This is a genomic window from Marinicella pacifica (genome assembly GCF_014636635.1).
GTDB lineage: Bacteria > Pseudomonadota > Gammaproteobacteria > Xanthomonadales > Marinicellaceae > Marinicella > Marinicella pacifica.
In genome coordinates this window covers 136,272-148,644 of the sequence record NZ_BMEO01000005.1, presented here as the reverse complement: position 1 = coordinate 148,644, position 12,373 = coordinate 136,272, and the positions used below count along the sequence as shown (strand labels likewise).

Annotated in this window: 13 protein-coding genes and 1 tRNA gene; 8 read left to right on the top strand and 6 right to left on the bottom strand. The window is 44.7% G+C overall.

The features are described 5' to 3' along the window. Positions 1-83 precede the first annotated feature (83 nt). The 8 genes from ftsY (at position 84) to IEV16_RS07650 (ending at position 5,049) form a co-directional block, all read left to right on the top strand. Complete coding sequence (gene ftsY / locus IEV16_RS07685) at positions 84-1,142, top strand: signal recognition particle-docking protein FtsY (protein WP_229728293.1); 1,059 nt, start codon at positions 84-86, stop codon at positions 1,140-1,142. After that, a complete protein-coding gene (mutY, locus tag IEV16_RS07680) occupies positions 1,142-2,158 on the top strand; it encodes an A/G-specific adenine glycosylase (RefSeq protein ID WP_188365102.1) in 1,017 nt (338 codons plus the stop codon). Before ftsY ends, mutY begins: the two co-directional genes overlap by 1 nt. Continuing rightward, the gene (locus IEV16_RS07675; RefSeq protein WP_188365101.1) at positions 2,136-2,399 is read left to right on the top strand and encodes an oxidative damage protection protein; all 264 of its coding nucleotides are present in this window, start codon (positions 2,136-2,138) and stop codon (positions 2,397-2,399) included. The genes mutY and IEV16_RS07675 overlap by 23 nt, the downstream gene beginning before the upstream one ends. A gap of 102 nt (positions 2,400-2,501) precedes the next feature. Further along, positions 2,502-2,577 (top strand) — tRNA-Phe (locus IEV16_RS07670). A 266-nt stretch (positions 2,578-2,843) separates the two neighbouring features. Then, on the top strand, positions 2,844-3,380 hold the full coding sequence (locus IEV16_RS07665) for a hypothetical protein (protein ID WP_188365100.1): 537 nt from the start codon (positions 2,844-2,846) through the stop codon (positions 3,378-3,380). Between the two features lie 80 nt (positions 3,381-3,460). After that, entirely contained in the window at positions 3,461-3,916 is a 456-nt protein-coding gene (locus tag IEV16_RS07660; RefSeq protein ID WP_188365099.1) for a hypothetical protein, read from the top strand. Positions 3,917-3,929: 13 nt separating this feature from the next. Next, positions 3,930-4,337: a hypothetical protein gene (locus tag IEV16_RS07655; protein ID WP_188365098.1), complete on the top strand. Its 408-nt coding sequence runs from the start codon at positions 3,930-3,932 to the stop codon at positions 4,335-4,337. A 94-nt stretch (positions 4,338-4,431) separates the two neighbouring features. Further along, on the top strand, positions 4,432-5,049 hold the full coding sequence (locus IEV16_RS07650; RefSeq protein ID WP_188365097.1) for a DUF2799 domain-containing protein: 618 nt from the start codon (positions 4,432-4,434) through the stop codon (positions 5,047-5,049). Here the strand turns inward: IEV16_RS07650 and IEV16_RS07645 are convergent. From IEV16_RS07645 to IEV16_RS07620, 6 genes are all read right to left on the bottom strand, one after another. Continuing rightward, positions 5,043-6,353, bottom strand: coding sequence for a cation:proton antiporter domain-containing protein (locus IEV16_RS07645; RefSeq protein WP_188365096.1), 1,311 nt, complete (start codon positions 6,351-6,353; stop codon positions 5,043-5,045). The genes IEV16_RS07650 and IEV16_RS07645 overlap by 7 nt on opposite strands. 304 nt (positions 6,354-6,657) lie before the next feature. Further along, positions 6,658-7,962 carry a hypothetical protein gene (locus IEV16_RS07640; RefSeq protein ID WP_188365095.1) on the bottom strand — a complete coding sequence of 435 codons (1,305 nt, stop codon included), beginning with the start codon at positions 7,960-7,962 and terminating at the stop codon, positions 6,658-6,660. 188 nt (positions 7,963-8,150) lie between these two features. Beyond that, the gene (locus IEV16_RS07635; protein ID WP_188365094.1) at positions 8,151-8,900 is read right to left on the bottom strand and encodes a hypothetical protein; all 750 of its coding nucleotides are present in this window, start codon (positions 8,898-8,900) and stop codon (positions 8,151-8,153) included. Beyond that, complete coding sequence (locus IEV16_RS07630; protein ID WP_188365093.1) at positions 8,897-9,493, bottom strand: sigma-70 family RNA polymerase sigma factor; 597 nt, start codon at positions 9,491-9,493, stop codon at positions 8,897-8,899. Before IEV16_RS07630 ends, IEV16_RS07635 begins: the two co-directional genes overlap by 4 nt. Positions 9,494-9,532: 39 nt before the next feature. Next, positions 9,533-11,209 carry a vWA domain-containing protein gene (locus IEV16_RS07625; RefSeq protein WP_188365092.1) on the bottom strand — a complete coding sequence of 559 codons (1,677 nt, stop codon included), beginning with the start codon at positions 11,207-11,209 and terminating at the stop codon, positions 9,533-9,535. A gap of 582 nt (positions 11,210-11,791) precedes the next feature. After that, positions 11,792-12,331: a carboxymuconolactone decarboxylase family protein gene (locus IEV16_RS07620; RefSeq protein WP_188365091.1), complete on the bottom strand. Its 540-nt coding sequence runs from the start codon at positions 12,329-12,331 to the stop codon at positions 11,792-11,794. Positions 12,332-12,373: the final 42 nt, after the last annotated feature.

Here is a 12,373-nt window from a genome sequence, read left to right as displayed (position 1 = left end):
CCTTCATCATGAAATTTTTTAAACGTAAAAACAAAAAAAAGTCCGATAAACCAGATGATAAAAGCCAGGAAAAAGAGCCATCAATGGCTACCCAACACGCCGCCGAAGAAAAAACTGAGCTGCCATTAGATGATGATTTTATGACCGCTACGGTGGTTAAAGAACCACCGCATCCCAATCAAGCGCCGACTGAACAGCCCAATCAACCGATAGTGCAACAGCCTGACGACAATACCCGAGCGGTTTTGGATCAGCGCTTAGAAAAAACCCAGGCCAATTTCGGTCAAAAAATGAAACAGCTGTTTTCCTTTAAAAAGAAAATTGATGAAGAACTGTTTGAAGATTTAGAGGCCACTTTATTGATGGCCGATGTCGGTGCCAATGCCACCATGGAGATTATGGAACAAGTGCGTAAATCTTTAAAACGACGCAATTTATCCGATGCCGATGCGGTACTGGAAGCCTTGCGTGAACAGCTCACTGAACTGGCCAGGCAGGTTGAAGCACCATTGATTATTGACACCACGAAAAAGCCCTATGTGATTCTGGTGGTGGGCGTTAATGGTGTCGGTAAAACCACCACCATCGCAAAACTGGCCAGACGTTACAAAGCCGAAGGTCATAATGTGATGCTGGCCGCCGGTGATACCTTTCGCGCCGCTGCGGTTGAGCAATTAAAAACCTGGGGTGAGCGCGAAGACATTGCCGTGATGGCACAAAAAACCGGAACCGATTCTGCCTCAGTGATATTCGATGCCATGACGTCGGCCAAAGCACGCAGCATGGATGTGCTGATTGCCGATACCGCCGGGCGGTTGCATACTCAGTCGAATTTAATGCAGGAATTGGCGAAAATTACCCGGGTGATTAAGAAAAACGACGAAACCGCGCCCCATGAAACATTAATCGTAATTGATGGTGGCACCGGTCAAAATGCCATTTCACAAGTGCGTGCCTTTAATGAAGCCAATAAACTCACCGGACTGGTCATTACCAAACTCGACGGCACACCCAAAGGCGGTGTTCTGTTTAATCTGGCCAATGAATTTGGCATTCCGGTGCGCTATATCGGTGTCGGTGAACGCTCAAGTGACTTAAAACCTTATCGGGCCGAGGACTTTGTCAGTGCCATTTTAGATTAATGGCAAACGAAACAGATGGCGATTTCAGTGCTCGGATTATTGCCTGGCAATTAGAAAACGGCCGTCACCATTTACCCTGGCAGGGGGATAACCCCTATTATGTCTGGCTGTCGGAAATCATGCTGCAACAAACCCAGGTGGTTAAAGTGATTGATTACTTTAACCGCTTTATTGAGGCTTTTCCGACGTTAACTGATTTGGCGTCGGCCGATGAGCAATCGGTGATGGCCTTATGGTCAGGTCTGGGGTATTACAACCGCGCAAGAAATTTACATAAAGCCGCACGCTGTTGTGTCGAAAAACATCACGGTCAATTACCCGATAATATGACTGATTTAATGGCCTTGCCCGGTATCGGCCGCACCACCGCTGCCGCCATTATGTCGCTGGCTTTTAATCGACCCGAACCGATTCTCGATGGCAATGTTAAACGGGTCTTAGCACGGTATTTTAAAGTCACCGGCGAGCCGAATAGCGGCCCCACCTTAAAAAAACTATGGCAACTTGCAGAACAACAGCAAACATCAGAAAATCCCCGGGCTTACAGCCAGGGCTTAATGGACTTAGGCGCCACCCTATGCACCAAACACCGCCCAAAGTGTACGTTATGTCCGTTGCACAGCGATTGCCTGGCTTATCAGGATGATGTGATTAAACATTATCCGGAAAAAAAGAAAAAACCCAAAGTCAAAGCAGTCGATTTATACCTGTATTTAGGTTTTGCGCAGAATAAGCCTGAATTGGTTAAACGCGATGACACAGGCATCTGGTCAAAAATGTGGTTTTTACCGGAGTTTGAATCCAAAAAAGCACTTCGCCAATCGTACCCGGACAGTCAGCATCTGGCCAGTATTCAACACGTACTTACCCACCGACGTTTAACAATGCACATCTTTATTGATGGCAATGATAAAGCCCGACAAAAGCCCATTCAGCGCGATAATTTGTTAACATTACCCCACCCAAGTGCATTAACACATATTCTGGATTACTATGACAACCATCACCTGCCTTAAATACGGAGCCGATCAGGAACAAATCCCTTACCGTCCTTATCCGGGCGAGCTCGGCGAGAAAATCAAACAAAACGTCAGTTTAAAGTTCTGGCAAGAATGGCTGGCGCTGCAAACCATGATTATTAACGAAAATCACTTATCGCCGATTGACCCCGAGCATCGAAAAATTTTAGAAGAAAAAATGCGCGCCTTTTTATTTGAAGGCGAAGACGTCACGCCCGAAGGCTACAGCGAAGATTAGTCAGACCATTTACCCACAAAGCAGAATTAAAGTTTGACAGTCTTGTGAGGGCTTATTATAATTCGCGTTCTTTGATTGGGCATCACGCCCAACCCGCCTTAAGCCCGGTTAGCTCAGTCGGTAGAGCAGGGGATTGAAAATCCCCGTGTCGGTGGTTCGATTCCGCCACCGGGCACCATTTGCTTAGTCCTTAATTAATTATCCATCACAGATTAATTGCTCAATTTTAATTTTTCGGTTTTGATTTGAGATAAGCGGTTCCATGCTCCAGCTTGAGGTCAATAAAAATTCCAATTTTTTGCCCCGCGAATAAACCAGTTTTTGTTTGCTGCACAAATTGGGTCCTCGAGTCGGAGCCCAAGGACGACCCAATTCGTGGATTGGGTAGATTTTCACAACTGTGTATAATCTATTGATAAAAATAAGTCAAACGGGAGGTTTTTTATGAGCATAATTCAGTTATTTGCTTTAGCGATACGGGTTGTTGGTGTGTATTGGCTGTTTCTTGCGGTGATGCAGATTGGCTTTTACGGGTTGGCGACGATGCATTTGGAAGCTATTTTGGTTGATGGTGGTGCGATGTACGATATCGCACAACTGACATGGTCTTCTGTGTATATTTTGGTGACCATTTTGATGATAATATTTCCGGTAAAGCTGGCTCAATGGCTAATTCCGGGCGAAGTTAATCATTCAAAGTCGGACAGCTTGCCTGCTGAGAGACTGGTTATGTCGGCTTTGGTGGTCGCTGGTGTTATTATCGTTGCGCAAGCGATTCCGAATTTGGTTAACAGTGGTGTTTGGCTCTGGTATACCACTTCGGGTCAGGTCAATAATCGGTTGGTGCCTGGTTCTACGGCAGAATATATGATTGGGATTCTCACTGCTGTGGTTGAATTGGCGATTGGTTTATATCTGATGTTTGGCGCCCAAGGCTTACAAAAGATGATGTCTAAATTTAGGCGACTGGGCGTCGAATAATCAAAGTCATTTTGAGACCACAATTCATCTGAATCATGTCATAAATCACAGTTAAAATAATAATTTTTGAGGGTGTTTTAATGATTTTCTTACCATTATTTATTTTAGCGGCGCTGCTGGTGGCGCTATTTCGGTGGGTTACTTATCGGCAATCAGAGGATCGGTTTTATCGCCTGGCGTGGTTGATCTTTTTGGTGGGTGTGTTTTTGCTGTTCTGGTCGAATGGCGCGGTGGGAATAATCGGAGCATCAAATAATGACATCAATATGTTGTATAACGCTTTGTTGGGTTTGGGGCTTGTGGGTGGTATTGGCTTTCGAAAACAACGATTGGGGCTGACGTTGTTGATGTTGGTTCTGGATTTTTTGATGTTTATGATATTGGCTGTGGCTTTGGTTGGAAATATGGGGCATTCAGGACCTAAATGGCCTCTGGATGCGGTGATTCTGACGGTTTTTTTCTCGGGTTTCTGGAGTGCTGCGGCGGTGTTGTTTTATTTGTCAAATCGAAGAAGAATACGGTTGGGGCTGGGTTGAAAATAGGGTGTATATGTCTGTGATAAAACCGGCTGTCAGTTACTTTTTTTGGGTGTTTTTGTGTGGTTTTGTCTTGGGTGTGGTTCGTGAGGTATGGATGTTGCAATGGCTGAGCCAGCGAAACGCTGAGTTAATGGAAATGCCGGTGATATTGTTTGTTGACTGGTTATCGGCATTGTATTGTGTTGTGAGACCATCTAAAAAAAGACGTGGTAGTCATTTTCTGTTGGTTGGTTTATTGGCGTTAATTCTAATGCTTGGTTTTGAGTTGACAGTGGTTTTGGGGTTACGAGGCTTGACATTTTCAGCTTATGTTGAAAGCCGTGATGTGGTATCCGGTGGTGTGTATGTGTTGTCTTTAATGCTATTTATGCTGATGCCGTGGTTGGTTTTTGCCATGAATCAGCGTAATCAATCCTGATTTTTTAATCTCAAAATCAGTGTGCTCAAATATGGCGCCAATGTCATGCTACAATGCCCAAAGATTACCAAAAGAGGCCAATATGGATTTTATCATGAAATTTTTACTGATACTTTTACTGACAGTTTTCGTGGTGGGTTGCGCCACCTTAAATGAGGATGAGTGTTATACAGCGGATTGGTATGAGATAGGCTACAGTGACGGTGTAAAAGGTCAGCCGCACAGCTATGTGGAAAAACATCGCAAGGCGTGTTCAAAGCATGGTGTTCGTGCCAATTTCGATGAATGGCAGTCGGGTCACCAAGCGGGTTTAAAGCGTTATTGTACGGCTCAAAAGGGCTATGAGGAGGGTTTGAATAATCGAACTTATCACGGGGTTTGTGAGGGCCGACCAGCCGATCAATTTTTACAAGCCTATGAGCAGGGACAAAAATTGTATCAACAACGCACTCTGGTGTCTGATTTGCAGCGGGATATCGATCAAATCAGTGCAGAGATTGTGGCGCTGGAAGACGAATGGCAGGCCATTCGCAGCGAGTTGCTGAATGACAATTTATCCGCTACTGAGCGGGCCGAACTGATTAGTCAGTTAGAACGCAATAAGGAACACAGCGAAACCTTAAGAATTCGGCGTGACCGTTTAGATGAAGATTTATACCGTGCGCAATATGATTTAGATGGACTGGAACGCATGAATAATCGCTATTATTGATTAAATCGGCTTTTGATCAGATTAATGCCACGGATGGGTTTTTTTGGTTCAAACTGTTGAAATAACCAATCTAAATGAGGCCGCTGTATAAATAAGCTGACCAATATCAAAGCGATTGCCATGGCTTCAAAGCTGTCTTTGGAGGGTGTGGTTTCAGGTAATAGCCAGACGGCCAGTACGATCAGACCACTGTGAGATGTACTGATAAACAGGGTGTGTTGCCTGATAATATGGGCTGGCAGATGAAAAAATTGCCAGAGCAGAGGCATGAATCCATACAAGCTGATAATCCGGGATAGAAGGAAAATCAGTACGGCCATTAACATGATGAAACCATGATTCAAAAATAAGCTGAAGTGCAGTTTGTTGATCAGCAAACCCAAAATAATCACGCCGGCAATAAACCGCATGTTTCGGAATAAAGCCCGAATGTATTTTATTTCCCGGGGGGTCAGAAACTGGGCATGGGCTTTGCTCATAATTAAGGTTGTGGTTAATAAAGCCATGATACCTGACACCCCAAAATAATACAGACTGCTGAGGTAAGACAGCCAGATGATAACGCTGAGTAAGGTTAAATTGAGCCGATAATTATTAATATTGGCGGCTATCAGACCACCAATAACACCCCAAATAAATCCAAAGAGCACACCACCCAATACACTCCAAATCCAAAAGAGCCAATACCAGGTAAGGCTTGGAAAAGGAAAATTTGGTTGCGTACTTAACTCTAATAATTGAGCCATGCCAAGGAAAATAACCAATGCCGGTACACCGCTTATTAGCGCATTCACCTGAATCATGGATGTATGGCGTGTTTTGTCAGTGTTAGATTTATCCAGGGTGTTGAGTAAAGTCAATATTTTATCGGGTGGCAGGATATCAACAATATAAATCAAAAAAGAAGCCGATAAAGCGGTTAAAAGAGTGGCTTCGGTTCGGTCTTTTAATACCCACAGAAAAAACAACCAGGTCAATAGCCAGGCTATAAAAAATAATGCCGGTAACAGTAGCATCGGCTTTAGGCGTTGATAGCGTAAATCATGAATACGAAAACGATATATGCCATCAGCCAAAAGAATGGGTAATAAAATGTAGGTGACAATCAACTGTAAATCACCGCTTTGTAAGTCAGGAACCGGCTTTATCAATCCAAGAATGTTTATAACTATAAAGCCAACCAGGACAAATCCAGCGTTCAACGACAGCTGCCAACGGCGTTTCAGCCAGCCCGACACGGCAACGGTGATAAGTAAAATAAGCAATAATAAGCTGATAAAACCAATGGGATGGGCATTATTCATCGGTTTTCCCGATTGGTTTGATTGAAGCGGCGGTAACGGTGAAGTGGCAGAATGTAAAGCCCGTAAAAACCATTCGGTTCAACGTAACCGTTACGAAAACATGCATCACAGGCGTGATGAAATAAGTCATGGTTTTTCCTCCTTTCAGGCAATTATTAGCCTGACCCCGTGAACTGTTTTCAGTTCATATCGGAACACACGTTAATAATTATAGCAAAAAATAAAGGCCGTATGAAAAAAACATGATGGGCTTCATCGAGGCATTAAGCGACCTTGTCAATCAGGTCGCTCAATCGTAATTTATTTAGAAAGCCGGACAAATTGGAGGTGGTGGACCATCGCTTTCAAAGCCGTTGGCAAATATGAAATCTTCAAAGCCGTTTTTGAAAATCAGGTCTGTCAGGGTGGCACCTTTCAGTGATTTATTGATGATGTTAAAGGGTAAGCTGCTACCATCGCCATGGGGAAACGGTGTCACCGGTTGGGCAATCAGATTAAAGTCGCCATAGGTGCCACCTGCAGTAACATCAATCCAGATGCCATTACTCTCATCGGCGAATAAGGCCACCAGTTTATTTTGTTGGGAGAACATGAGGCTGGTGAGGCGACCGGTGTTGTTACCGACATCGGAAAATTCAGTGCAAGCCGCAGTCATGGTGGTTGGGTCCACATCAATTAACACATCCCGGTCTGGATAAGTCTGCGAATCATAGGCATAAAAATGATTATTAACAGGGCTAACCGCAAAATCGTGGATACCTTTATTCATAATACCGCTGGAAGCCAGGCAATTATCCACTGCCTGATCGTGATTGCCGTTGGCAATATAATCGTTCACCACACAGGCTGAGAACGCATTGGTTTGGTTGCGGAACTCATTCACAACAGCAGCACAAACCGGGTCAGAACTGTCATCCACGTCACTCCAGACTGTTGCTATATTACCGCCGGCGGCCGCTGTTAAATCAGCATGGCTGACCTGACCAATCACGATTTGTGGTGCCTGATAATCCACTTCACCGGTGCCGGCCATCACATTGGCTGAAGATTCATAATTGGTGCGATAGGCGAGAACAAAATAATCACCGGCTTCATTAAAGGTGGCCGCCGAATGGACAATCGGCACCACTTGTTCAATGTCTCCGGAAGTGGATGTTTCGGCCGGCGGTTGAATGGTACCAATGTTCTCATAGCCACCATCGTTACCAATGCGATATACATCCACCGGATCGGCTTTCATAATATCACCGGGTTTACCGGGTGCCGGGAATGGAAAGGTCATCTCCAAATGAGTACCTATACCGCGACTGTCTGTGGGCATTAAACCATAGAGCAATTGATCCATCGGGTTTAAGCCCAGACCATTTATCGGATTCATAACAGCACCACAGGCCGATAGATTTCCTAATACCTGTTGATCTGTTAAGTTAGTACATTGACTGGTTAAAGTCATATTACCTAAGTTGTCATTGGAAACGGTGTAGGCCCTGTTTAAATAATCCTGAAATGATGTTGAGGCATTGGGTGAGCAATTCAGCGGGTCACCGGCAATTGCCAATGAACTAAAACCTAATGCAGTGACGATTGACAGGCAAGAATATTTTTTCATAAAAATCTCGGGGTTTTGGTGCGTGAGGTTACTTTACTGTAAAACGTGATGAAGGTCACATAAAAATCAACGGAAGCTGTGAATTGACTGCTAAAAAAGTTGAGAAAAGACATTAAATTGTGAACTTGACATGAAAAGTTAAAAAAATTGGCACTCTTTAGGCTATTTATCCGTGTAAAGGCATACTTTTAAGGCCTGAATTCGGATAATAAGTATTCTAAGCGGTCTTCTAATCGGCTTATATCAAGAGACGGGTGTTGTTGCTTTAATTGCTTGAGGGTTTGTCGGGCTTCAGACCATTGCTGATTTTTGACTTGTTGTTCTAAACTTTGCCACAAAGCCAGTTCGGTTTCAGTGAGCTTGTCCGGTTTTAACTGTTCGATTAAATCCTCCATCGATTCTGATGTCTTTTGTTTTTCTGAGTTAAGTGATAAGTAGGATGCGGGTGTTGAATCCATCAAATTATCTTCAACAGCTTCTTGTTCGGCTGTGGCGTTTCTTTTTTCTGCCGGAGCCGGTGCATTTAAACCAGCTGTTTCTGATTCAGGGTCTTGGTATCTGATGCGGGCGCCGGAGGCGGTTATTTTACTTTGATCTGCTTCGCTGTCTTGCGGGTCATCCGTCTCTGCGGATGGTGTGGGTTTGGCTTCAGTATCCGGTTTTGCGCTGTCCATAGATAGGGGAACACTTGGAACGGGCACGGGCTGTAATGATTCCTGTCTGGCTTGTTGCAGTTCGGGTTGTCCGAGCATCAACCATAAGATTGGCACGGCGAATAATATCGAAGCCGCCGCCAGCCAGGGTCGTAAAGGACCTAAGCGGGTCGGCTGATTCGCTTGCTGCGCACGGGCCATGATGGCATCGTCAATGTCTTTGGGCGGTTGGGCTTTATTACCCTCCTGATAAAGCTGATCAATATTCGAATCTTTGTGGGTCATAACAGCACCTGTAAGGTGTTTTTGAGTTTCTTCACCGCATACCGGTAACGGCTTTTAATGCGTTCTTTGGGTTGGTCAGTGATATCGGCGATTTGTTGTAGGCTTAAATCGCCTTCATGAAATAAAAGAAAGACTTCCCGTTGCTCGGGCGGTAATTCAGTGACGGCTTGTTGCAGCGCCCTGGCATGACGTTTTTGTTGCAAAACCTGTTCGGGTAATGCGTAAGACCCGGTTGGTTCCTCATTATGCTCCGGCATGGCTTCGTCGAAGGCTTGTTCAAAACGCTTACCTTGCTTGCGGTAAAAATCAATCAAAAGCCGCCTGGCAATGGTGTAGGCCCAGGTGGTAAATTTTTGCTTGGGATTAAAACTGTCTTTGTGTTGAATAATGCGAAACCACAGATCCTGAAATAGCTCATCTGTTTGCGCCTCGTTGTTGATTGATTTTAAGACAAAGCGATACAGCGGGCCTTTGTGACGTTCATAGAGAACGGCAAAGGCCCGCTGGGCGTTGTTTTTATTGTTGGCGTAGAGAACCATCAGTTGTTCATTGTTGAGGTTGTCTATCGTTTCACGGTTAACACGCTTAAGCATGTTGTTATTGTAAAACGAAACCAACATCAGGCGAATAAATTATTGCTTCGACAGCGATTGTGCCAGGGACACCAGCTGCACAAATTCACCGCGGTAACCGAAAGCATCGTTACCTTTGTGCTGATTGGCTAAATTACGCACATCATCATAACCGAAGTCTTTAAGGTAGGTACCGCCGCGCAATTGTTGACCAAAGGCGGCCACAGCAGCCGAAAAGCCAAAAGCATTACTGACCTGCGATAAGTCTTTAATTTGCTTTTTCTCAATTGGCCAGGTGAGTAACTGACTGCTGTCACTATCGGGCTTTTTATAACGGATTTTCAAAAAGGCCAATTCTTTGCCATGTTGCTTTGAATCATCCGTTTGTTGATAGCGCGACTCAGGTAACCAGCCTTTATTGCCGGTCAGAACAATTTCATAAATGGCTGTTACGGTATGGCCGGCACCAATGTCACCGGCATCGACTTTATCGTTGTCAAAATCTTCTTCATTTAACTGGCGGTTTTCATAACCGATTAAACGGTATTCAGAAACGGTGTCGGGATTGAATTCAATTTGAATTTTAACGTCTTTGGCGATGGTCAGCAGGGTGCCGTTCATTTGTTCCACCAGCACCTTATTGGCTTCTTTAATGGTGTCGATGTAGGCATAATTACCATTACCGACATCGGCCAATTGCTCCATCAGATGGTCATTGTAATTACCGGTACCAAAACCCAAAGTGGTTAAGGAAACGCCTTGTTGGCGTTTTTTCTCCACCAGTTCTTTCAGGGCTTCGAAATTGGTGGTGCCGACATTAAAGTCACCATCAGTGGCCAGCAAAATGCGATTAATACCTTCTTTAATGAAACTTTGCTCGGCCAGTTGATAAGCCAGATGAATACCGGCAGAGCCATGGGTGGAGCCTCCGGCAGACAATTGATCTAAAGCGGCGGCAATTTTGGCCTGGTTATTGCCCGGTGTGGGCTCAAGGACAGTACCCGCGGCACCGGCATACACGGCAATCGACACGCGGTCATCTGAATTTAACTGACGCGATAAGAGTTTTAAAGCGGATTTTAACAGGCCGATTTTATCGGGGCTGTTCATCGAACCCGAAACATCCAGTAAAAACACCAAGTTGGCCGCCGGGCGGTTTTTTGTGGGCACTTCATAACCTTTTAAGCCAATATGCAATAAATGCGCCTCTTTATTCCACGGCGAAGGTGCCAGCTCAATATGCGAGGCAAAAGGTGTGTCGAGATTATCGGGTGCATCATAGTTATAACTGAAATAATTAATCAGCTCCTCGGTGCGCACCGCGTCTTTACGTGGCAATTGCCCGCTGTTTAAAAAGCGGCGCATATTGGCATAACTGCCGGTATCGACATCAATAGAAAAGGTTGAAACCGGTTGCTTCAACACCGATTGCACACTCATATCATCAAACTGATGATAATTTTCCCGGTCCTGCGGCGGCATAGGCCGCGGTGAGGGCATGGGCATACCGATGGAATCGGTAGCCAAATTCGATGTTCGACTGATGCGAGAGCCGGTCACCGTAATTTTACCTTGTTCGTAGAAACTGTCCTGAGATGCCTGTTCTTTTTCCTCAGCCACAACCGGTTGGTTGATATCCGGTTTCGGTGATTTGACCTTTGGGTCAGGTTCTGTTTGTTTCTGCCCCGCACAGGCGGTTAGTAATGCAAAAAATAAAATGATTAAAAGGTGTTTCATAGCGATTCTCAATTGTTAAGTACCCCTATATACGTGCGAGAATCTAAACGGGGTTAATTATTTCCCAGCACCCAATAAATATCTTTCAATACTTCATTACAAACCCTTGCTAATCATCAATTCAGATATTTAATGTTCATAAAGGGTGCTGGATAAATTTTCTTTCTTCATTTTTTAAACGAGGAAAATATGAATTTAAAGTTCAATTCTCGTTGAACTTGCTGAACACACCCCTTAATCCCCTCTCAAGAGGGGAGACAGTCCTTTCTAACTTTGTGTGTGTTGAAGAAATAGCGAACAAACCCATTCCCCTCTTGAGAGGGGTGCAGGGGTGTGTTCAATCAGTTTAAGTCACTGCACATTTAAGGCATATGGATATGCAAATAAATATCATGATTTATCATCTGAGCAACATGAGTTATATGGCATTCACGCTGTTTGAGTGAAAAGCAAAAAAAGTGATACCACAAAAAAACCCGTCTGAATCAGACGGGCTTTTAGTGGGCAAGTCCAGCACCCTTTATAACCATTAATAAAGAAAATTGATGGTTATAAAGGGTGCTGGATAAATGTCGCTAATTATTATTCACTTGCATCTTTAATCGACAACGCCTGTGCCACGGCATTGATGGTGGCGGCGATTCGGATTGAGGATTGAATGCCTTCTTTGCTTATGCCGTGCTTGGCAATAACGCTGACGTGGGAGTCAATGCACATGCCGCAGCCTTCGATGGCGGAAACGGCGAGGCTAATCAGTTCAAAATCGACTTTTTCAATGCCGGGTCGGGCCATGACGTTCATGCGCAGTTTGGCCGGTAATGACGCGTAGCTGTCATCACTGCATAAATGCGTAAAACGATAGTAAATGTTATTCATGGCCATAATGGTGGTGGCGGCTTTAACCGCTTCCACATCTTCATCACTGAGCACATCAGCGACTTCATCGGCAATGCTTTGAATCACCAGCTTGTCTTTGGTGGCATAGGCCGAGCCCAAAGCAATCATGGCGATTTGTGTGGCGGATAAGCCGGCAGCACCTTCTTCCGTCAGCACACTGCTGAGGTTGAGTCTGATGTCTTTGGCATAATCAGGCAAGGCTGATTTTAAATCTTGAATGGACATAGAATGCTCCTTAATAATAGGTCATGTCATCCCGTGACCGTT